Below are 20,586 nucleotides of genomic sequence, written 5' to 3' on the forward strand. Positions count from 1 at the left end.
ATCAAAGAATTAGAATTTTTTCAGGATATCGTCCAGCGACTGAGGCTTATCTTCCGGGATAGTCTGGAAGAACACCTGAATCCCACGATTTTTCAGGTCGCTCAGAATGCCGACGTCTTTTTCATCCAGCGTAATATTCTGGAATACCGCTTTGCGGTTTGGCCCACCGCCCAGCCCACCGACCTGAATGGTAGTGACGTCAAACCCCAACTGGACCGCTTCCTGAACCGCCGCCAGAGAAGGGAACAGCACCAGCACTTTGCCGTCACCAAGCTGGTTTTCTTTCCAGGCGGCCGCAAAACTTTGGTTACCGAAACAATCCACTTTGATGTTTGGCGGCGCGGCCATCAGGTAGATGTTTTTCATAAACGGATCGGCATCCAGCTCTTCGCTAACCACCGCAATCCGGTTTGCCTGAGATTGCCCAACCCATTTGGTCACCACTTGTCCATGAATCAGACGGCTATCGATACGACATAAGACGATGTTTGCCATGACGTTTATTCCTTATTGTGATTGTTGTAATTGACGCACGTGGGCGACAACGTCCAGGCAACTGCTACGCCCGGCGTCGACCAGTTCAGCCACGCAGGTGGTCAACCGGCCATGCTCGCGTTTGTCGAGCGCCTCCAGCAGCAAAGAGGCGTTGAGCCCGGAAATAACAGCCACCGGGTAATCGGCGCTCAGCCGCGCCGCCACGTTGGAGGTGGTGCCGCCAATAAAATCAGTCAGGATCAATGAGCCTTCCGGCATGGTTTTCACTACGGCTTCAACGCGCTGATAAAACTCGCCGAGCGTATCAACGGGCATCAGCGCAATTTCCGTCACGCCTTTGATTTCACCCATCACCATGCGCAGGCTGTTGCAAAGCTGTTGCCCCCAGCCGCCATGGGTCAGCAGCAGGATCTGGGGCAAGGATTCAGTGGTAGTCAAAATGGCCTCCTGGCTCGATTACATGAGACTTGCAATGCCTGATGGCGCTTCGCTTATCAGGCCTACGGCAAGTGCTTTGTAGGCCGGATAAGGCGTTTTATGCCGCCATCCGGCAAACTCATCAAAGTAAGAGCAAAGGCTGTGCCAGAATTTGTGTCACGCGGGGAAGAGAGGAGCGCTGGCGAGGCAGAAAGCCGCGCCAGTAAAGGGATTAGCTATACAGCAGTTCGTAGATATAAAAATATTCCGCGTCCGATAAGCGAATGGCATAGGCCTCTTCGATCGGCAGGAAAGCGGATTTAATGACACTAAACGCGCGATTATCCAGATCCGGCTTGTTCTCCAGCGCCATCTGTAACGGTTTGCGGTTAATCACGATACGCTCGACCATACAGCAGCAGTGGATCAGGAAGCGCAGTGTCACCTGACGGCTCGGTTTGAGCGAAAGCGCGGTGGTCAGATGATTCAGCACGCCTTCCATCTCTTTGAGAATACGCTGCGGGTTGAGCACCGAAATATGGTTAATGATGCTCTCCATAGTCAACGCGCTGATAAAGCGCATCGCGCTGCGCTCCATCTCCAGACGGCGTTCGCTGCTGGAGAGATCTGGCGTCAGCAGGCTGAGTACCAGCTCGGGGCCTTGCTCAGAGAACAGCTCCTCGAGCGAGATAAACGGAATATCCGGCAGTCCTGGCTGGAAAGTGCCCACTATTCCCGCCAGGCGTTCACTGGCGTTAATCGCCTGCTGAACACGCTCCAGGCTGCGAACTTCGTTGTAATCGAGGATAACCATCCGCGTATCCTGCGACATCAACTCACCGAAGCTCTCCTCCAGCACCTTTTTGATTTTCTCTGCCGTTCCCATCCCGGTGATGCAGGAGATAACCAGCACTTTACCGCTGTTTTCCTGCTGCGGAGTACAAAGCTGACAGGGAATATTTTTGCTCTGCATCAACGCCGCCAGCTGCGGCAAGTCGCTGGTTTCGTAGCTTAAATCCAGCCCAATCTCCAGCAGGCTGGTGAGCGTGATATTGGGCATTAACAGTACGTCTATCTGGAATAACTTACTGATCGTGCTGCCAAAATGGACCAGTGAACCAATATCCACCATCAGGATCAATCGGCGATATTGCCGGGTCTGGATCATCTGCGTCAGGGCTTCCAGCGTGTCATGCACCGACTGCTCGAAAGGCATATCGATAGCGCTGAACACCTCGCGCTCCAGCACGCGATTCACGTACTGCGCCTGACTTGTGGCGGTCGTCGCACCGTGGGCAATCAAAATCACCCCGCAGTCAGGACTGGCGTCAATCCGTTGGCGGTAATGGCGACACTCTTTGAGGAACAGGCACAGCCAGACCACCTCCGTCGCCGGACACTGAATATGCAGCAGTTCATTGATTTTTCGGCATAACAGCGTCGCGTTTTCGTATTCATCTTTGCAGCGATCGAGGATCAGGCTGGAAGAATAAAGTTGCGGAATAAGGCCGCGCTGCACATAGCCAATCAGCGCCAGGAAGTGTTTGCGCAGCGGGTTAACCAGATTTTCCGGCAGCGTAAAACCAAGCACCTGCTCAACACAGCCGATCAGCAGCGTGACTCGCTCTTCAATCTGATCGCCATAGCGCGGAGGATGCGCCACGCTGTCGCGGCTGTAGAGACCATATTCAAATATCGAACTGAGCTTGTTTTTGAGGATTGCCAGCGTTTCGGCTGGCGGCACGTTGCTGTTACGCAGGTTGATATATTCGCGGGTCAGGAAGCTGTAGAAAAGATCGCTCTCTTCAATTTCGGCTCCGGTGGCCAGTGAATTTTTCAGCGCAGGCAGCGTGCGGGCATCGATGCTCAGGTGTTCTTTGCCTTCGAACAGCGCTCCAACCAACAGACGTTGTTCCGGCGTGGCGTTAAAGGGGATCTCGGTCAGACGTTTATCCAGTTGTAGCGTGTCGCTGTGCTCGGTCATCCCCGAGGCCCAGGCCTGTGCGCAGAGAAACTGAATGTCGCTCTTAAGCTGACCAATGTTGCCTTCCAGCGGCTTGTTCAGCAGCCAGAGCAGCAGAGTACGGTCGATGCTTATCGTACGCTCGATTTTGCGGCTCTCACGCTGTAAGAAGCCAACGATCAGTTCAACCTGCTCTTCCACTGAACGCTGGCGGATGCCGGGCAAATCGATACACACCTGAATACGTCGCTGGAAGGTACGCAGCAACGCCGAGCTTACCGGTTCGGTGGTCGCACATATCAGGCGAACCGAGATTGACCGCGCCACGGCGCTGGAACCCAGCGGCCGGTATTCGCCTTTGTCGAGAATAGAAAATAGCTTTTCCTGGCCTTCATACGGCAGACGATGCACTTCGTCGAGCAGCAGATAGCCACCGTCGGCTTGCTCGACCAGACCGGGTTTATTTTCATTTGCGCCGGTAAATGCCCCCTGTCGATGACCAAACAGGTGCGAAGAAAGCAGCTCCGGGTTATGGGCGTATTCCGCGCAGTTAAAGTAAACCAGCGGCGGCGACGCTCCCACTGCGCGTTCGCAGGCAAAACGGTGCATCAGTTCGGCAAAAAAGGTTTTGCCAACGCCGGAGGGACCGGTCAGCAGAACGTGCAGCCCGTGGGGATACAGCACCGCCGCGCGGCCTTTTTCCACCGCGTCGCGTAGGCTGCGATCGTAACCAATCAGGCCAGAAAAGGGATCGTCTGTCGCCTGGTTTTCCTGAACAGGTAACAGGTCGGCAACGGTTTGCACTTCGCGCTCGGACTCATCCAGTTTGCGTCCCAGCAGCGTTTCAATCGCCTGACGATGCAGAAAGAAGACAGGGCGTCCGCGGCTTTTAATCGCCAGGCCGTCGTTCCAGAGCTGATTGAGATCTTTACTGACCGAGTTGCGCGCCAGTCCGAGGTTAAAGCCGATAGCTTCCGCTGTGAACGCCGTTTCCTGCGCCAGATGGGCAAGATTCAGTCCTCGCGTCAGCCGTTCCAGCTCCCCCAGTATTATCTCAATCCGTCTCATCTCTTTACCGCTTAAGAAATAAATGATTGTTCAGAACATACACTATTCTGCTGCGCAAGAAAGTGAGGCGGCGTCCAGACCTTCCGGTCATCAAAACGTTTTCGACAAATAATGCCGCGCGGAGCCGGTTTCCGGAAAGTTATCGAGGGTCATTTGCAGCTGATAGCCGTTTTTCTGATAAAACGGCAGCGCCTGGAAACTCATGGTATCCACCAATGCATGCAGGCATCCTCTCTCACGCGCTGTCTGCTCGGCAGCCTGCATCAATTTTGTGCCGTAACCGCCTTTGCGCAGCGAATCATGCATCCACAGGAAATCAATACACAGCCATTCGCCTTTGATTTTGCCAATCAGCCCGCCCAGAATTTCATTGCTTTCATCGCGCCAGTACACCGCCAGGTCGCCAAAATTGGTGGTTCTCAGGAACTGACGGTTGTAGGCGCGCAATCCGGCAAGCAGGGCATTTTGATCGTCTTCAGTAATGGTATCTGTAATCTGTATTTGCATCCTATCCTCCTGAAAAACTACAACTTCTGGCTGATTATTTGTTTAGAAATTAACACAGGCTGATGAGTGAGACGCATGCCGTCTACACTTACTCTTGAGATGATGCGCATCGACAACAAGGATTATTATCATGAAACGAGCCGCTTTACCGCTTATTGCCATTCTTTTCACGCTGCCGGGTTTAGCGCAGGCCGATTCGGCTTACGGCTCTCTACAGTCCGTTCATGAAAAAAATACTGTATTGAAGGACTTACGCAAGATTTGCACCCCACAGGGGTCGCCATCCGATGACGTGTGGGAAAAAACGATTATGTCTGATACACGTAATCAGCAGCATATCCGCGAGGCTATTCTGGCAATACAAAGAAATAACCAGAACAACTACTGGGAAGCACTTGGCAAAGTTGAATGCCCGGATTTATAAGCATCTTGTTGTAAAATGAGCACTGTAACCGGTTTCTGTATCGCAAAAACACGTATTGTTGCCAGAACGTATAAATAGCAATGGAGCAATAACAATGCGATACCGTTTTCCAGAAAACTTCTGGTGGGGCAGTGCCTGCTCGGCACTGCAAACCGAAGGGGATAGCCTGAACGGCGGCAAAAGCCAGACCACGTGGGACGTGTGGTTCGACCGCCAGCCAGGTCGTTTCCACCAGGGGGTTGGTCCGGCAAACACCTCAACCTTTTATCAGCACTGGAAACAGGACATCGCACTGCTCAAGCAGCTGAAGCACAACAGCTTCCGTACGTCTCTGAGCTGGTCACGCCTGATCCCGGACGGTACCGGCGATGTTAATCCGGAAGCCATCGAATTCTATAACAACGTCATCGACGAGCTGCTGGCCCAGGATATCACGCCCTTTATCACCCTGTTCCACTTCGATATGCCAATGGTGATGCAGGAGAAAGGCGGCTGGGAAAACCGTGAGGTGGTTGAGGCGTTTGGCCGCTACGCGCAGACGTGTTTTACATTGTTCGGCAACCGGGTGAAGCACTGGTTCACCTTTAACGAGCCTATTGTCCCGGTGGAAGGCGGCTATCTGTATGACTTCCATTACCCGAACGTGGTGGATTTCAAACGCGCGGCCACCGTGGCGTATCACACTGTACTGGCGCATTCCACGGCGGTGCGGGCGTATCGCGCCGGAAACTACGGCGGTGAGATCGGTGTGATCCTAAATCTGACGCCCTCTTATCCACGCTCTCAGCACCCGGCGGATGTGAAAGCCGCGCACCATGCGGATCTGCTGTTTAACCGCTGCTTCCTTGACCCGGTACTAAAAGGGGAATATCCGGCGGATCTGGTCGAATTGCTGAAAGAGTACGATCAGCTACCAACCTGTCAGCCAGGCGACAGTCAGCTCATCGTCGAGGGGAAAATCGACCTGCTCGGTATCAATTATTATCAGCCGCGTCGCGTGAAATGTCGTGATACTGCGGTCAATCCAAACGCGCCGTTTATGCCGGAGTGGCTGTTTGATTATTACGAAATGCCGGGGCGTAAAATGAACCCTTACCGTGGCTGGGAAATTTATGAGCCTGGTATTTACGATATTATTACTAATCTTCGTGATAATTACGGCAACCCACGCTGCTTTATTTCTGAAAACGGTATGGGTGTGGAAAATGAGCAGCGTTTCGTTGAGCATGACCAGATCAACGACAGCTACCGCATTGAATTTGTTTCTGAGCATCTTAAATGGCTACATAAAGGCATCAGCGAAGGTTGTAATTGTCTTGGCTACCATATGTGGACTTTTATTGATAACTGGTCCTGGCTCAACGGATATAAAAACCGCTACGGTTTTGTCCAGTTAGATTTAGACACGCAAAAACGTACGGTGAAAAAGAGCGGCGAATGGTTTGCCCATACTGCCGAAAACAATGGTTTTAATTAAAAAAATAACCAGGATGCCGGATAGCGATCCGGCATACCGAGCTTTAGTTTATTGCATACCCTTTATGCGAACTTTTGCTGCCACCAGAAGCGCCGTCAGCAGCATCAGGCTGCCGGAAAGCATCAGGGGCGACAGCAGTCCGAGAGTATCGAGCGCATAGCCTCCCACCGCAGCCCCACAGGTATTGGCAAGCTGGATCACGGCGACCTGCACCGATCCGGCTTTTTCTGCCTGATCGGCAAGCGAGCGCGTGATCCACGTCGACCAGCCGACCGGTACCAGCGCAAACAACAGTCCCCAGATAATCGCAATACCCGCCGCCACCACTTTGTCACTGCCCCACAGAATCAGGACCAGTGCACTGAGCGCCAGCACCAGTGGCGCACCGGCTAACGCCAGTTTGACCGAACGCTTCAAAATCATCGACGAAAGCGACGTACCAACAAAACTGGCAATACCGAAGCTCAGCAGCACCAGCGTCAGGCCATCAACGTCAAAGCCCGCCAGATTCATATAGATCGGGCGAATATAGGTAAAGAAGGCGAACTGCCCGGCAAAGGACATGAAGATGGCAATCATCCCGGCCATCACCCCCGGTCTCTGCAGCAGGCTGAACATGTTTTGTTTCTGATGCGAAGGCTCGCCAGGCAGCGAAGGCAACGCTCTCACCACCCAAATTGTGCACAGCACGCCCATCACCGCCGCCGCATTAAACACATTACGCCAGCCGATAATGCCGCCTAAAAAGCTCCCCAACGGCGCGGCAATCACCAGCGCGATGGAGACTGCGCCAAAAATAACCGACAGCGCCTTCGGCACCGTACGTGCAGGAACCAGACGCATGGTCAGCGACGCCGACATCGCCCAGAAGCCACCAAGCGCCAGACCGAGACAGGCGCGGCCAACGAGCAGCAGCGAAAAAGAGTTGGCAAAGGAAACCAGCAGGCAGGAGAGCGTTAGCAGCACCGAAAACAGGATCACCACATAGCGACGATCGGTCGCCTGAATAATTTGCGTCACAAACAGGCTGGCGAACATGGCGACAAATGCCGTCACGGTCACCGATTGCCCCGCCACACCTTCAGAAATCCCCAGATCCTGCGCCATCGGCGTTAACAGGCTAACGGGCAGAAACTCAACGGTTATCAGGCAGGCAACACAGAACGCCACGGCAAATACCGCCGACCAGTTAGGTCGGGAATTTGCCTCAGCGCGGGATTTTTGTTCAACAGCTTCACTCATTTTGTTACCTGCGTGGGGTTATTGTAGAAAAGTTACGCAGTGTAACATTAAATTTGTGACGTATTTAACGTTTCAGCAACTAGTTTCATTTAACAAAGAATATCGGTTACTCGGATTTTTAAAGATAGAACGCGACTCTTTTACCTGTAGGTAGCTTAACATCAATGCTAAGTTCACCACCCAGTGCCGTGACATAACGCTTGAGCGTCGACAGACGAGGATCGTTATCTGCCTGCTCCATTTTTGCGATTGTTGGCTGCTTAACCCCCATTGCCGAGGCAAGTTCAGCCTGAGAGAGATTCAGTTCTTCCCTTAACATATTTAACGCAACCGCCTGACGTAGTATTTCTACTTTTTCGGTAATACGCTCCTGGCTTTCCGGGCTTTGTTTCGCCATCAATTCTTTAAGGGTAGCCATAATTTTCCTTACTTATTAGGTGATTTCGGTACTCAGCATCCGCAAGCCTGATCATCTCTTTATAGAATTTCTTTTCGTTTAACCCTGTTTTATCTCCAGCGCATAGCACGATGCCATGGCGAGAAGGATCAAACGCGAAGAACGCCCGAATCGGACTACCCTGATGCTGTACTCGCAACTCTTTCATATTTGAAAAAGCAGAAGCATTTACCGTATCAGCAAACGGCCTGCCTAACTGAGGACCATACTCGGATAAAATCATCATTGCTGCGAGCATATCTTCCTTGAGCGCTTCGGTCTGTACGTCAAACCATTTATCGAAAGCATCCGTTGTTTCCACTTCCCACATCAACGATCCCTCATAGCTAATAAGCTATAGAGAAATTATAGCTTATTAGCTATTGAATCAATCGTTATTTGCATAATTTATTCGCCATCAGACCTGATTCTCAATGCAACCAATGCACACCATCTTCGGGCTGGAAAAAGGCGTTATAGCGCATTTGAAACGCATTAAGCTCCTGCATGTCCGGCTCCATTTCGCGCAAAAAACCGAGCGCCAGACGCACCTGCGCGTCGGTAATCGGCGCGGCCAGCCGAGCTTTTTGCAGCCAACGGTGCCACTGCAGCAGATTCGGCTCACTGCCGTCGACAATCACGATTTGCCAGATCAACAGCACCTGGGCCGCATTTTGCAGATGTGATTCATCAGGGCGGTGGAGGTACTGTAAAAAAGCCTCACCCTGTACTTTTCCCATCTGATCGATCATCGATTCTACTGGCACGACATCAATGTTCAGTCGCTCGCTCAGACGGCGAATTGCCCGCCGTGAACCGGACGTCAGCACCCGAAATCCCACCACAAAAACAACCACCAGGGTGGCCAACATTATCCAAATCATGCGCACATCCATTACCAGACAGGATGCCCATCATAGCGGCAAATTTATCGCTGTCGATGGATGAACGCCACGGCATAAAAAAGCCCGCCATTAAGGCGGGCAAAAGTTACCAATGCACACTTAACTTAAGCGACTTTCAATTGTTGAATCTTTTTCTCGCGGCGAATTTTACGTTCTTCAAACACGGCCACGATGGCCATCAGACAGATACAACCGATGGCGGCGGTGTCCAGCGCGGCGAAGGTTCCTGCCCAGCCGGTGAGGCCGAAAATCGGCGTGCCGTCAGCAATCATTCCCAGACCAAGTTTGGCGAAGCTGTCACCAATCAGATAAGCAAAGGTGCCTTTAATCCCATCGGCTGCGCCGATCGCTTTTTTCGGTACAAATCCGACTGCCGCAACGCCGATTAACAGCTGCGGACCAAACACCAGGAAGCCCAGTGCAAACAGCGAAGCCAGATAAACGTACTGGTTGCTGGCGTGCTGATAAACGCCCAGGGTGGCGATAATCAACGCCAGCGCCACGCAGGCCACCAGCGCACGGCGGCCATTCGCCAGGTCAGAGAGCCAACCCCACAGCAGCGTGCCAACCAGCGCGCCCACTTCAAACAGGGTAAAGCCCTGAATCGCCACTTCTTTGGAGAGCTTTAGCTCCTGGAAAGCGTAGACAGTGGACCATTGGTCAATACCGATACGCACCACGTACAGGAAGATGTTCGAGAAACATAACAACCAGATCACTTTGTTTTTCAGCACGTACTCAACAAAGATCTGCCATTTCGTCATCTCGTTTTCTTCGGTCTCTTTGTCTTCTTCGCTGATCTCCTCGCCGAACAACTCTTCAGCTTTACCGAGACCATAAGATTCCGGGGAGTCACTGCCGTAGCGCAGGCCGATAAAACCAACAATCAGCGCGATAATCGACGGGAAGATAAACATCCCGATGACGTGACCGTCGAACAGATAGTTAGCGCCAAACAGCGCCACGCCTGCCGCACCCGCACCGCCGAGGTTGTGGGAGATGTTCCACATACCGAGGTAAGAACCCCGCTTGCGACGCGGCGTCCATTTGGTGATGGTGGAATAGCTACACGAGCCGCCGGTACTCTGGAAGAAACCACTCAGCGCATAGAAGGCAATCATCAGGAACAGGCTGGTTGAACCCGCACCCATGCTGGCGCTGAAGCCGAGCATACAGATGGCAGAGAGGATCAGCATAAACGGCAGGAACTGCTTGGTGTTTTTGCCGTCCGCGTAGTAGGAAACCAGCGTTTTTCCCACGCCGTAGGTGATGGAGAAGCCCAGGCCAATCATCCCCAGTTGCGTCATGCTCAGCCCGTAGGTGGAGATCATGTCGTTCTGCGCGATGTTGAAGTTTTTGCGGATCAGGTACATGGTCAGGTAGCCGATAAAGACCACCAGATAGGACTGCATGAACGGTTTGAACCACATTTTGCGCCGCACATCGAGCGGCAGATCCAGGGTCGGCTTGCGCACCTGGTTGAGAAAGGCCAGCATTTGACACTCCCGAGCTAATTTTTATACCTGCGAATAGCAGGCATTGTAAAAATCAGCCGGGAGACGTGCCTGAGACAGCGTCCAGGTGAAACCGGGAAAATTTCTTAGTTTTGCCCCACTCAGGGCAAAAAGGTGAGGTGCATCACGCTTCGTTGAGATCGCGCGGAGCCTGGGCGTTTAAAAACGGCAGCAGCAGCAGCGCGGAAATCCCCGCCGCAATGGCGATCACCACAAAAAACCCGGTCCAGTGCCAGACCTCCATCACCTTCGCCAGGGGCCAGCCGGAGAGCGATGCCCCCAGATAGGCAAACAGCCCAACAAAACCGGTTGCTGCACCTGCCGCCTCTTTGTGCGAACACTCCGCTGCCGCCATGCCGATCAGCATCTGCGGGCCGAAGACGAAGAATCCGGTGGTGAAAAAGCACGCTGCCTGCATCACGTAGCTGGCGAACGGCATCAGCCACAGCGAACCAACGGAGAGCAAAATTCCGGCGGCAAAAATCAGGTTCATTGGACCGCGGTTGCCGTTAAACAGCTTGTCCGAGCCCCACCCCGCCACCAGCGCACCGACAAATCCACCCAGTTCGAACATGGTCACGGCGGTATTGGCAGTCACCAGATCCACGCCGAGCGTCTCAGACATGTACAGATTGCCCCAGTCATTAATCGCTGCACGGACCACGTACACCAGCACATAACACAATGACAGCAGCCAGATATAAGGATTCAGCAGCACATAGCGGGTGAGGATCTCTTTGCGGCTCAGCCCTGCACCTTCCTGCTGCTGAGCAATTTCCAGCTCATCATGTCGCCAGTCGCCAATCGGCGGCAGACCAATCGCCTGCGGTCTATCGCGCAGCCGCCAGCAGAGGAAAACCCCCACCACAATCGCCAGCAGCCCAGCGATCATCATCCCGGCGCGCCAGCCGTAGTGCAGCGCTGTCGCCGCCATCACGATAGGGATCAGCGCCCCGCCGACGTTGTGCGCGGTATTCCACAGCGCCCACCAGCCGCCGCGCTCGGTACGCGAATACCACGCGGTCAATAAACGCGCGCAGACCGGCGACCCCCAGCCCTGGAAAAAGGCGTTCAGCGCCCACAGCACCGCAAAGGCCCACAGTGAGGTAGAGAATCCAAACAGAATGTTCACCACGCCGGTGGCGATCAGCCCGATGCCCATAAAATAGCGTGCGTTGGAGCGGTCGCTGACGATACCGGAAACAAACTTCGACAGGCCGTAGGTGATGTAAAACAGCGTCGCCAATAGCCCAATATCGCTGCGGGTCAGCACACCGCTGGTGAGGATATCCGGTACGGCGGCATTGAAGCTTTTGCGTGTGAAATAGAACAGCGCGTAGCCGAGCCAGATAGTGGTCAGAATATGCCGCCGCCAATAGCGATAGCGGGCATCCACTTCCTGCTTGTCGGTGATGAGCGGCGCATTGGCCGGGGCTTTTAAAAACGCAAACATGGCCGCTCCTTACACATAACGTTGAGGCAGTGACACGCTGACCCGCGTGCCGTGCGTACAGGAAATCGACAGCGATCCTCCGAGGGCGCTAATCCGTTCACGCATCCCGGTGAGGCCAAATCCATGCTGATTCGACCCCGGCGGCAGGCCGCTGCCGTCGTCCTCAATCACCAGCATCAGCCGTTCATCCTGTTGCCAGCCCTGAAGCGTCACCGCGCTGGCGTTGGCGTGCTTAACGATGTTGTTCAGTCCTTCCTGACAGACGCGAAACAGTGTCACCCGCTGGCTTTCGCTGAGTGCAGATTCGTCAATTCGCCAGTCGAGATGGCTGACGATGCCGCGGCTTTCCAGTTCCATTTCGCGCATCAATGAGCGGATGGCCTGTTCCAGCGTGAGATCGTCCAACTGGCGTGGTCGCAGGCGGCCTAACAGGCGACGCACCGAATCGTACACGCCGAGAGAAAGTTGTTCGATGTGTGCCCCGCTACGCTTCACCCCTGCGTTTTCCGGCGCCAGGCGCTGGACAATACCCGCCTGGGTACGAATGGCGGTGATGGTTTGGCCGATATCATCATGCAGTTCGCGCGCCACGTCCCGACGCACGCTCTCTTCGGTCTCCAGCAGGCGTTCAGCCAGACGATGGTTGCGCGCTAATTCGTTTTGCAGCGACTGGTTAAGCTCACGCAGACGCTGAATGCCCGCGCCGAGCAGCAGCCCGGTCAGGCTTTGCACCAGCAGCGAGAGCAACAGGTCGACGGGATGATCGTGCCAGGTCTGGCTGGCAATCAGCGCGATGGCGTTCATCAGCGTCGCAATCAGCGCCCCCTGCCAGCCGTAGTGCCAGGCCAGCGCAATGATCGGCAAAGCGAGGCAAAACGGTGTGAAGCGCGAAAGCTCGGCGGGTAAACCGAGCTGTAGCCACAGGCTGACGCTAAACAGCAGCAGGTACCAGACCAGATGCCGCCCGCGCCAGTTCACCGGCTGCGACACCACCGCAGGGCCCAGCGGCAGCCAGGTGGTGCTGGTCAGATAGTGCCAGAACACCAGGCAGATCGGCGCCAGCGTTAATCCGCCGGTGAGCGTCAGCAGCAACGCGTTCCATGCCTCTTCACCCTGCCCAAGCCAGGGCAGCGATTGCAGCAATGCCGCCGCCGTAAGCGCCGCGCCCTGCAACAGCAGCGTACGCCAGTCACGCTGGTGGCGGTATCGCGATATCAGCATCACCGGGAGTAACGTGAGGAAGCTGCCGATCATCAAAAGTGGCAAATGGGCCAGCACCACTTCCTGTACCAACCAGAAAAGAAGCAGCCATTCCGCGCCCAACAGCACCGGCCAGTAGTCACGTGGACATTGCAGCATCAGCCCCAAACGCAGGCCAAACGGAAACAGCAGTACTGCCAGCTCCGGGCGCTCAACCAGATGCAGGCTGATGCTCCACAGGCAAAACCACGCGGCAGAGAAGATAAAGAAGCAGGCAACAACGGTGATTAACCGGGAACAGAGCGTGTTCATTGCCAGCCGTCAAACATCCGGCGGGCCAGTTCGACGTCGTTGCTGACGCCCAGCTTTTCCATCAGGTTGGCGCGATGCACGTGCACCGTTTTCGGCGACAGACCCAGTTCAGCAGCAATCTCTTTGACCGCCATACCTTGTGCCAGTTTTTCCGCTACCTGACGTTCGCGTTTGGTGAGCGGATCCTGACGACCAGCCGCCAGTTTGACGGCGATGTCCGGCGTCAGGTAACAGCCGCCGGTCGCAACGGTATGCACCGCTGCGATCAGCTCATCCGGGCTACAGCGTTTAGAAAGGAAACCACGCGCGCCCGCGTTGAGCGCCTGCTCCACCAGCGCCGGGCTGTCGTGGACGGAGAGCATGATAATCGCCATTCCTTTTGGCAACTGGCTTAACAGTTCAAGACCGGAGATATCTGGCATCGAGATATCACAGATACAGACCTGCACGCCGCGTCCCGGTAATCCCGCCAGCGCCTCACTGCCTGAGCCAAACTCAGCCACCACCTGCAAATCAGGTTCCAGCCCCAGCAGTTGGGCAAAGCCGGAGCGGACGATAAGGTGGTCGTCAATAAGGGCAACGGTAATCATGGGTTCATCCTGGCGCTAAGACATGCCTGATGGCGCTGCGCTTATCAGGCCTACGGGCAGGTGCCGTTGTAGGCCGGATAAGGCATTAATACCGCCAACCGGCAAAAGCGCTTACCTTAACGATAAGTGCTTTGCTGTTCAAGCCTTGAGCGATCAGGCTATGCCCGTTGTGACGGTAAATGTGCGGGTGTGTTTCGGTTCTATCTGAATCAACGTCCCGTTTCGTTCCGCCGCCAGGAAGCCTTCAGGTCGACAAGTCGCGGGTAGGGCGAAGGCTGCCACCTGCTGATCGCCGTTATAGAGGATCCAACGGGTGACATAATTCAGCTCCGCGCTGGAGAAACGCGTCACGAACGTGGTGCCATCAGGTGCGATCATGCTAAATTCAGGCTTATCTGTGTATCTATCCAGTTGGTCAGCGAAGAAAACGATTTCCGGATCGTAAAAATCGGGTTCATTAAGGCGCGTCAGCGAAGCCTCACCCTGAATAATCCGCTGATTAAACGCCAGCCACTGCTCGGTAGGCTTAACATGTGCGGGTACCGATTCACGCAGCGTTATGGCTTCATCCGGGATATTCTGGCTGAAGGTCGCTTCCGGGACGTAGGCATAGTTCATATGGCACATGTACTGCAAAGGCATTGCCACTGAAGCGAGGTTAGTGACCGACATCTGAATATCAAACAGCGCGCTCGCCTTGCGCATGACCACCGCAGGATACGCCTGATAATGATGACCGAACCCCATCACATACTCGTAGCGTCCGCTCACGCGCAAATTCTCGCCTTCCAGCTCCAGCCAGGCCTCATCCATCGCAGCACAGGCCATTTCACCATGCAGCGGGTGAGAATCCTCCGGCGACGGGCAGCCATTAGCCAATAGCCCCGAGTGGAAAGCAAAGCAGCCGTAGGTCGCGACCACTTCTGCAGCCGGTTTTGGCTGACTGAACATGTTGCGCATGGTCAGATCATGCCCGTCAAACTGCGCATCCCAGATCATCTGCCCCATCCAGGGCAGAATAACCAGATGTCCACGACTGTTTTCTATCTTCAGCCCTTCCACTCCGCTGGCGTAACGAAACGCGGTAACCGTGAAATCGCTATTTTTCAGTAAGATTCGCGGATGCTCTGCAAAGAGTTCCCGCCACAGCGTGATACGTGTTGTCATGATCGTTCTCCTCAGGAAACCGTCGCTTCAGCCAAATTGTTGCGTACTTTGCTCTCACGCCAGAAGTAGATTCCGACGTACACGAAGCACAACATAGAAACCAGGAACGAAAGTTGCAGCGAGTGGAACATATCAGCCACATAGCCCTGAATTGCCGGAACCACCGCCGCACCGACAATCGCCATGACAATGACAGCTCCCGCCATTTCAGTATGCTCGTTATCCACGGTATCCAGCGTACCGGCGTAGATTGTCGCCCAGCAGGGTCCAAACAGGACGCTCACCAGCACGGCGACGTACACGGCGCTGAAGCTTGGCGCCAGCGCAACATAGACGAGGAACAGCGCGCCAATGATGGAGTATAGGATCAGCACTTTTTCCGGATTGAAGCGCGTCATCAATATGTTGGCGATAAACTTCCCGATAAAGAAGCAGGCAAAGCTATAGACCATGAAGGTTGAGGCATCACGCTCGTTGATATCACCCAATTCCAGTGCCAGACGGATAGTGAATGACCACACCGCAACCTGCATCCCCACATACAGGAACTGCGCAACAATCCCACGGCGGAAACGGGCATTGCTGGCCAGATAACGCAGCGTATCCATCGCTGACGGACGCTTATGACTCGCCGTTTGCGCGACTTTGCAGGTCGGGAAGCGGGTCAGCAGGAACAACACCATCACCACAACCAGTACCATAATCATGTACTTGTAAGGCTCAAGGGTATTTTCCAGCATCAACACTTTAAAGTTGTGGATCTGTTCCGCGTTCATCCCAGCCATCTGTTTTTCCAGACTCTCACCTTCAGAGAAGACCAGATATTTGCCCAGCAGAATACCGGCGGCGGCGCCAATGGGGTAAAAGGTCTGGCTGATGTTCAGGCGTAAAGTGGCATACGCTTTTGGGCCGATCATGGAGCTGTAGGTATTAGCTGCCGTTTCCAGGAAGCTCAGGCCAATCGCAATCGCAAAAATTGCCGCGAGGAACATGGTGTAGGTGGCCATGTGCGATGCCGGGAAAAAGAGCGTACAGCCAACAATATATAGCGTCAGCCCCATTAAGATGGCAATTTTATAGCTGGTCTTTTTAATCACCAAAGATGCTGGAATCGCAATTAAAAAATATCCGCCATAAAAGGCACTCTGCACTAATGCCGAGGCAAAGTTGCTGAGTGAAAATACGCTTTTGAATTGCGTAATCAGAATATCATTTAATGCGGCTGCGCATCCCCATAATGGGAATAAACAGGATAACAAAATAAACTGGAACAGAGGCGTCTTATTCAGATAGCCGTCGGGCATCTGAATGATGTTTTTATCGTTCATAGTGCTACCTTTTACAATGCAGGAGTATTATTCGTTTAAGGTAAGAAACTCATTAAATTGTTCGATGCTTGGATAAGATGATTGAGTGCCTTTCCCGGTAACGCTAAATGCAGCGAAGAGAACGGCTTTTTTCATGGCGGCTTCGACATCACCGCTTTGAACGTAATAATGGGCAAAACAACCGATGAAAGCGTCGCCTGCACCACTGGTATCGACAGCGTTCACTTTAAACGCCGGAACATGGACTTCCTGGTCACGCGTCATCCACAACGCACCTTTCTCACCCATGGTGACGATAATATTGTTCAAACCTTTATCAACCAGAGAACGTGCCGCTGCGCGAATATGGTCATAAGTATCCACTGGCATACCGGTTAATATTTCCAGCTCGGTTTCATTCGGCACAAAAAAATCACATTTACAGGCATAAGACATATCTAATTCCCGTAATGCAGGAGCGGGATTTAGTAACACTTCAATACCGTGTTTTTTGCCAAATTCAATCGCGTGATAAACAGTTTCCAGCTGCACTTCCAGTTGCAGGACAATAAGCTGACATTTTTTCAGATCTTCCGCCGCACGATCGATATCTTCCGGGGAGAGAAATTTGTTCGCTCCTTTAATAATCAGAATACTGTTGCTAGAGTTCGCATTAACAAAGATCGGTGCGACACCGCTGCTGGTGCAGGGTACCTTTTCGACATAGGTGGTATTAATCCCCCAGGATTCGAGATTGCGAATAGTGTTATCCGCAAAAATATCATCACCGACTTTTGTCAGCATCAGTACTTTGGAATTGAGCTTAGCGGCTGCAACGGCCTGATTTGCCCCTTTACCGCCACAACCAATTTTGAACGCCGGCGCTTCCAGCGTTTCCCCTTCTTTGGGCATCTGGTTGATGTAGGTGATGAGATCCACCATGTTGGAGCCAATAACCGCGATATCCATTTTACTACCTCTCAGAAACAATCACACCACAATGATATTAAAATAACATTATCATGTTACTTTCGTATCATTTGTGACTAGGATCGCGATTGGAAGATCATTTTATTGTTTATTTATTACGCTAAATGTTGCGACCCCATCACACTACAAATAATGAAGTTGCTTACAATTGACTGAAAGTTAACTGGATATAATCAATAAAACGTGAAAAAACACGCTTTTATTTCCGAATAGTCAGACGTATAGTAATACGGCAATGCCATGTTCTCAGAAACACAAAAATGTTACTGAAGGAACATGGGAACATGATTCGTGGAGAAGCACATGGAAACTAAGCAAAAAGAACGTATTCGACGTCTGATGGAATTGTTGAAGAAGACCGACCGAATCCATCTGAAAGAGGCGGCACGAATGCTGGAAGTTTCCGTGATGACTATTCGTCGGGATCTCAGTCAGGATGACGAGCCGTTACCGCTTACGCTGCTCGGTGGTTACATTGTGATGGTGAACAAGCCCGCCGCCATCGTTAATGCCCCAGTGCCTGCGCAAAAACAGTATCACCGCGACGATTTACCGGTTGCCATTCTGGCCGCGGGACTGGTAAGTGAAAATGATCTGGTCTTTTTTGATAATGGTGCGGAAATGCCGTTGGTGGTCAGCATGATCCCGGATGATATTTCCTTTACCGGAATTTGCTACTCGCACCGGGTATTCGTGGCGCTAAATGAAAAACCCAACGCCACGGTGATTCTTTGCGGAGGCACCTATCGGGCGAAAAGTGACGCCTTTTACGATACCAGCACCCCCTCTCCGCTGGATGCGCTCAACCCACGAAAAGTATTCATCTCCGCCAGCGGCGTCCATGAGCATTTCGGCGTTAGCTGGTTCAATCCGGACGATCTAGCCACAAAACGCAAAGCAATGGAACGCGGATTACGCAAAATTCTGCTGACGCGCCACGCCCTGTTCGATGAGGTCGCCCCCGCCAGCATTGGTCCACTCTCCACCTTTGACGTACTGATAAGCGACCGTCCGTTACCGGCAGATTACGCAACCCACTGCCGGAACGGCTCTGTCAAAGTGATCACCCCGGATTCAGACGGCGACTAACTCACTCAAAGAACACGGTGATTTTGTTAAACATCGACGGATCGGACTGATTGCGGGCCACTTTCACCACATCTTCAAGCTTGTCGATCTGGCTTATCATCTGCTCAAGACGTTGATCGTCGTTGACCAGTAGCCAGATGCGGCTCTTATCGCTGTCCTGAATCGGTAGACAGAGGATGCCTTCTACGTTGAACGCACGACGGGCGAACAGGCCGCAAACGTGAGTCATTACGCCCGGATGGTTACGTACGGTGAGTTCCAGGATTACGTTGTCATGAGTCTGCTGTTGCATGGCTTATTCCCCCACCATTTCTGTGTTTGCCGCACCCGGCGGCACCATCGGGTACACTTTTTCTTCGGCATCGATGCGCACGTGGATCAGCGCAGGTCCAGGGCGATTAATAATCTCCTGCAACGCTGCCTGTGGGTCCGCTTCGTTATTCAGATCGCAGGTTTCGAGACCAAACCCGGCAGCTATCTGCATAAAGTTAATCATCCCCGGATAGGTCGCGGCAAAAACACCCTGCTTATAGAACAGACTCTGCTGTTGATATACAAGACCTAACGCTTCGTTATTCATCAGAATGATTTTAATATCCAGCTGATTTTCGCTGGCGGTCGCCATTTCCTGAATATTCATCATCAGGCTGCCATCGCCGGAGAAGCACAGCACTTTTTTGTCTGGGTTAGCCAGGGCCGCACCAATCGCCGCAGGCAGGCCAAAGCCCATGGTTCCCAGACCGCCGGAGGTCAGCCACTGGCGTGGACGATTCAGCGGGTAAGCCTGTGCCGCCCACATCTGATGCTGGCCTACGTCGGTGGTGATAATGGCGCTGTCGTCTACGCAGGCAGCCACGGCGTTGATCAATCCATAGTGGCTGAGCGGATTTTTTTCCTGGGGGATCGCGCACGGAAATTCTTGCTGCAGGTCAGACACCAGTTGATGCCACTCTTCACGCGGCTGCGCTTCAATCTGCGGGATCAATTGTGCCAGAACCTCATCGACATCTGCCCGGATCGCCACGTGCGGCTGTTTGATTTTACCCAGCTCCGCGCGGTCAATATCCACGTGAATGATTTTGGCATTCGGGCAGAACTGTTCGGTTTTACCAATCGCCCGGTCATCAAAACGTGCGCCCAGGACAATCAGTAAATCCGCTTCTTGCAGAATAAAGTTGGTGCTGCGCGCGCCATGCATGCCCAGCATGCCTAACGACAGCGGATGCGCTTTTGGCAGCATACCGAGCGCCATCAACGTCATGGTGGTTGGCAGTTTTGCTTTTTCGGCCAGTTCACGAACACGTTCCGGCGCGTTAATTACGCCGCCGCCGAGGTACAGCACAGGGCGTTTGGCGGCGTTAATCATAGCTGCAGCATCGCGAATGCTGTCCTGGCTGAACGCTGGTGCCGCCATTTTCTGCGCGGGTTCCGGCATCTCTTCAATGTCAAAAACAGCGGTTTGAATATCCTTAGGAATGTCTATCCACACCGGGCCTGGACGTCCGGACTGCGCAATGCGGAACGCATCGCTCATGACCTGCGGTAATTCACTGATATGGCGGACCAGATAGTTATGCTTAGTGATGGGGATAGAGATGCCGTAGGTGTCGACTTCCTGGAAAGCGTCGGTGCCGATCATTGAGGCCGGAACCTGCCCGGTGATACACACCAGCGGGATGGAATCCAGACGCGCATCGGCAATGGCGGTTACCAGGTTGGTTGCGCCCGGTCCGCTACAGGCCATACAGACAGCGGGTTTGCCATCGGTTCTCGCCATTCCCTGCGCGATAAACCCCGCGCCCTGCTCGTGGCGCGCCAGGATATGACGGATTTGTGTGCTTTGGCTTAAAGCGTCATAGACGGGAAGAATCGAGCCGCCTGGAATACCGGTGACGACCTGAATCCCCTGACGTTCCAGGAAATGAACGATGAATTCTGCGCCCGTAAAACGCGTACGCTTGGATGTTATGCCCGAACTTGCCATGCTCCAGTCCTTTTATTCTGGGCCTTTGCTCCGGGCAGGTCTCTGA

Annotated in this window: 20 protein-coding genes; 3 read left to right on the top strand and 17 right to left on the bottom strand. The window is 53.4% G+C overall.

Annotation, left to right across the window (positions count from 1 at the left end):
• Window positions 1–9: 9 nt before the first annotated feature.
• From WC1_RS01630 to WC1_RS01615, 4 genes are all read right to left on the bottom strand, one after another.
• Window positions 10–495, bottom strand: a complete 486-nt coding sequence (locus WC1_RS01630; RefSeq protein WP_016151209.1) for a PTS sugar transporter subunit IIB — start codon at window positions 493–495, stop codon at window positions 10–12.
• Window positions 496–507: 12 nt separating this feature from the next.
• Window positions 508–933 carry a PTS sugar transporter subunit IIA gene (locus WC1_RS01625; protein WP_003840671.1) on the bottom strand — a complete coding sequence of 142 codons (426 nt, stop codon included), beginning with the start codon at window positions 931–933 and terminating at the stop codon, window positions 508–510.
• A 211-nt stretch (window positions 934–1,144) separates the two neighbouring features.
• Window positions 1,145–3,943, bottom strand: coding sequence for a transcriptional regulator DagR (gene dagR, locus WC1_RS01620; protein ID WP_003840669.1), 2,799 nt, complete (start codon window positions 3,941–3,943; stop codon window positions 1,145–1,147).
• Window positions 3,944–4,033: 90 nt separating this feature from the next.
• Complete coding sequence (locus WC1_RS01615; RefSeq protein ID WP_003023951.1) at window positions 4,034–4,450, bottom strand: GNAT family N-acetyltransferase; 417 nt, start codon at window positions 4,448–4,450, stop codon at window positions 4,034–4,036.
• A 130-nt stretch (window positions 4,451–4,580) separates the two neighbouring features.
• Between WC1_RS01615 and WC1_RS01610 the strand changes: the two genes are divergently transcribed.
• Window positions 4,581–4,874 carry a YicS family protein gene (locus WC1_RS01610; RefSeq protein WP_003840665.1) on the top strand — a complete coding sequence of 98 codons (294 nt, stop codon included), beginning with the start codon at window positions 4,581–4,583 and terminating at the stop codon, window positions 4,872–4,874.
• A 94-nt stretch (window positions 4,875–4,968) separates the two neighbouring features.
• Window positions 4,969–6,351 (top strand): glycoside hydrolase family 1 protein, encoded by a 1,383-nt coding sequence (locus WC1_RS01605; RefSeq protein ID WP_016151210.1) that lies wholly within the window; start codon window positions 4,969–4,971, stop codon window positions 6,349–6,351.
• 48 nt (window positions 6,352–6,399) lie between these two features.
• Here WC1_RS01605 and nepI read toward each other — a convergent pair whose 3' ends face one another.
• The 11 genes from nepI to rbsK all read right to left on the bottom strand — a co-directional run bounded on the left by nepI (window position 6,400) and on the right by rbsK (window position 17,446).
• On the bottom strand, window positions 6,400–7,593 hold the full coding sequence (nepI, locus tag WC1_RS01600; protein ID WP_003840662.1) for a purine ribonucleoside efflux pump NepI: 1,194 nt from the start codon (window positions 7,591–7,593) through the stop codon (window positions 6,400–6,402).
• A 118-nt stretch (window positions 7,594–7,711) separates the two neighbouring features.
• Window positions 7,712–8,011, bottom strand: coding sequence for a helix-turn-helix domain-containing protein (locus WC1_RS01595; protein WP_003840660.1), 300 nt, complete (start codon window positions 8,009–8,011; stop codon window positions 7,712–7,714).
• A complete protein-coding gene (locus tag WC1_RS01590; protein ID WP_016151211.1) occupies window positions 7,998–8,360 on the bottom strand; it encodes a type II toxin-antitoxin system RelE/ParE family toxin in 363 nt (120 codons plus the stop codon). Before WC1_RS01590 ends, WC1_RS01595 begins: the two co-directional genes overlap by 14 nt.
• Before the next feature lie 100 nt (window positions 8,361–8,460).
• Window positions 8,461–8,913: a DUF1198 family protein gene (locus WC1_RS01585; protein WP_003023933.1), complete on the bottom strand. Its 453-nt coding sequence runs from the start codon at window positions 8,911–8,913 to the stop codon at window positions 8,461–8,463.
• Between the two features lie 125 nt (window positions 8,914–9,038).
• Window positions 9,039–10,430: a hexose-6-phosphate:phosphate antiporter gene (gene uhpT / locus WC1_RS01580; RefSeq protein WP_003023929.1), complete on the bottom strand. Its 1,392-nt coding sequence runs from the start codon at window positions 10,428–10,430 to the stop codon at window positions 9,039–9,041.
• 142 nt (window positions 10,431–10,572) lie between these two features.
• Entirely contained in the window at window positions 10,573–11,901 is a 1,329-nt protein-coding gene (locus tag WC1_RS01575; RefSeq protein ID WP_003023927.1) for an MFS transporter, read from the bottom strand.
• Window positions 11,902–11,910: 9 nt separating this feature from the next.
• Complete coding sequence (gene uhpB / locus WC1_RS01570; RefSeq protein WP_008323788.1) at window positions 11,911–13,413, bottom strand: signal transduction histidine-protein kinase/phosphatase UhpB; 1,503 nt, start codon at window positions 13,411–13,413, stop codon at window positions 11,911–11,913.
• Window positions 13,410–14,003: a response regulator transcription factor UhpA gene (gene uhpA / locus WC1_RS01565; protein WP_003023923.1), complete on the bottom strand. Its 594-nt coding sequence runs from the start codon at window positions 14,001–14,003 to the stop codon at window positions 13,410–13,412. The genes uhpB and uhpA overlap by 4 nt, the downstream gene beginning before the upstream one ends.
• A gap of 153 nt (window positions 14,004–14,156) precedes the next feature.
• A complete protein-coding gene (locus WC1_RS01560) occupies window positions 14,157–15,170 on the bottom strand; it encodes an aldose 1-epimerase family protein (RefSeq protein ID WP_016151212.1) in 1,014 nt (337 codons plus the stop codon).
• Between the two features lie 11 nt (window positions 15,171–15,181).
• Window positions 15,182–16,498 carry an L-fucose:H+ symporter permease gene (fucP, locus tag WC1_RS01555; protein ID WP_003023919.1) on the bottom strand — a complete coding sequence of 439 codons (1,317 nt, stop codon included), beginning with the start codon at window positions 16,496–16,498 and terminating at the stop codon, window positions 15,182–15,184.
• A 27-nt stretch (window positions 16,499–16,525) separates the two neighbouring features.
• Complete coding sequence (gene rbsK / locus WC1_RS01550; protein ID WP_003844463.1) at window positions 16,526–17,446, bottom strand: ribokinase; 921 nt, start codon at window positions 17,444–17,446, stop codon at window positions 16,526–16,528.
• 324 nt (window positions 17,447–17,770) lie between these two features.
• Between rbsK and WC1_RS01545 the strand changes: the two genes are divergently transcribed.
• The gene (locus WC1_RS01545) at window positions 17,771–18,556 is read left to right on the top strand and encodes a DeoR family transcriptional regulator (RefSeq protein WP_003023916.1); all 786 of its coding nucleotides are present in this window, start codon (window positions 17,771–17,773) and stop codon (window positions 18,554–18,556) included.
• Window position 18,557: 1 nt separating this feature from the next.
• Here the strand turns inward: WC1_RS01545 and ilvN are convergent, their stop codons facing one another.
• Window positions 18,558–18,848: an acetolactate synthase small subunit gene (gene ilvN / locus WC1_RS01540; RefSeq protein ID WP_003023914.1), complete on the bottom strand. Its 291-nt coding sequence runs from the start codon at window positions 18,846–18,848 to the stop codon at window positions 18,558–18,560.
• Window positions 18,849–18,851: 3 nt separating this feature from the next.
• The gene (gene ilvB / locus WC1_RS01535; RefSeq protein WP_016151213.1) at window positions 18,852–20,540 is read right to left on the bottom strand and encodes an acetolactate synthase large subunit; all 1,689 of its coding nucleotides are present in this window, start codon (window positions 20,538–20,540) and stop codon (window positions 18,852–18,854) included.
• Window positions 20,541–20,586: the final 46 nt, after the last annotated feature.

The organism is Citrobacter sp. KTE30, from assembly GCF_000398825.1.
Lineage (GTDB): Bacteria > Pseudomonadota > Gammaproteobacteria > Enterobacterales > Enterobacteriaceae > Citrobacter > Citrobacter freundii.

Coding starts and splice junctions, on each gene's coding strand:
- WC1_RS01630 (WP_016151209.1), bottom strand. CDS start 495: ATGGCAAACATCGTCTTATGTCGTATCGATAGCCGTCTGATTCATGGA.
- dagR (WP_003840669.1), bottom strand. CDS start 3,943: ATGAGACGGATTGAGATAATACTGGGGGAGCTGGAACGGCTGACGCGA.
- WC1_RS01615 (WP_003023951.1), bottom strand. CDS start 4,450: ATGCAAATACAGATTACAGATACCATTACTGAAGACGATCAAAATGCC.
- WC1_RS01610 (WP_003840665.1), top strand. CDS start 4,581: ATGAAACGAGCCGCTTTACCGCTTATTGCCATTCTTTTCACGCTGCCG.
- WC1_RS01605 (WP_016151210.1), top strand. CDS start 4,969: ATGCGATACCGTTTTCCAGAAAACTTCTGGTGGGGCAGTGCCTGCTCG.
- nepI (WP_003840662.1), bottom strand. CDS start 7,593: ATGAGTGAAGCTGTTGAACAAAAATCCCGCGCTGAGGCAAATTCCCGA.
- WC1_RS01595 (WP_003840660.1), bottom strand. CDS start 8,011: ATGGCTACCCTTAAAGAATTGATGGCGAAACAAAGCCCGGAAAGCCAG.
- WC1_RS01590 (WP_016151211.1), bottom strand. CDS start 8,360: ATGTGGGAAGTGGAAACAACGGATGCTTTCGATAAATGGTTTGACGTA.
- WC1_RS01585 (WP_003023933.1), bottom strand. CDS start 8,913: ATGATTTGGATAATGTTGGCCACCCTGGTGGTTGTTTTTGTGGTGGGA.
- uhpT (WP_003023929.1), bottom strand. CDS start 10,430: ATGCTGGCCTTTCTCAACCAGGTGCGCAAGCCGACCCTGGATCTGCCG.
- WC1_RS01575 (WP_003023927.1), bottom strand. CDS start 11,901: ATGTTTGCGTTTTTAAAAGCCCCGGCCAATGCGCCGCTCATCACCGAC.
- uhpB (WP_008323788.1), bottom strand. CDS start 13,413: ATGAACACGCTCTGTTCCCGGTTAATCACCGTTGTTGCCTGCTTCTTT.
- uhpA (WP_003023923.1), bottom strand. CDS start 14,003: ATGATTACCGTTGCCCTTATTGACGACCACCTTATCGTCCGCTCCGGC.
- WC1_RS01560 (WP_016151212.1), bottom strand. CDS start 15,170: ATGACAACACGTATCACGCTGTGGCGGGAACTCTTTGCAGAGCATCCG.
- fucP (WP_003023919.1), bottom strand. CDS start 16,498: ATGAACGATAAAAACATCATTCAGATGCCCGACGGCTATCTGAATAAG.
- rbsK (WP_003844463.1), bottom strand. CDS start 17,446: ATGGATATCGCGGTTATTGGCTCCAACATGGTGGATCTCATCACCTAC.
- WC1_RS01545 (WP_003023916.1), top strand. CDS start 17,771: ATGGAAACTAAGCAAAAAGAACGTATTCGACGTCTGATGGAATTGTTG.
- ilvN (WP_003023914.1), bottom strand. CDS start 18,848: ATGCAACAGCAGACTCATGACAACGTAATCCTGGAACTCACCGTACGT.
- ilvB (WP_016151213.1), bottom strand. CDS start 20,540: ATGGCAAGTTCGGGCATAACATCCAAGCGTACGCGTTTTACGGGCGCA.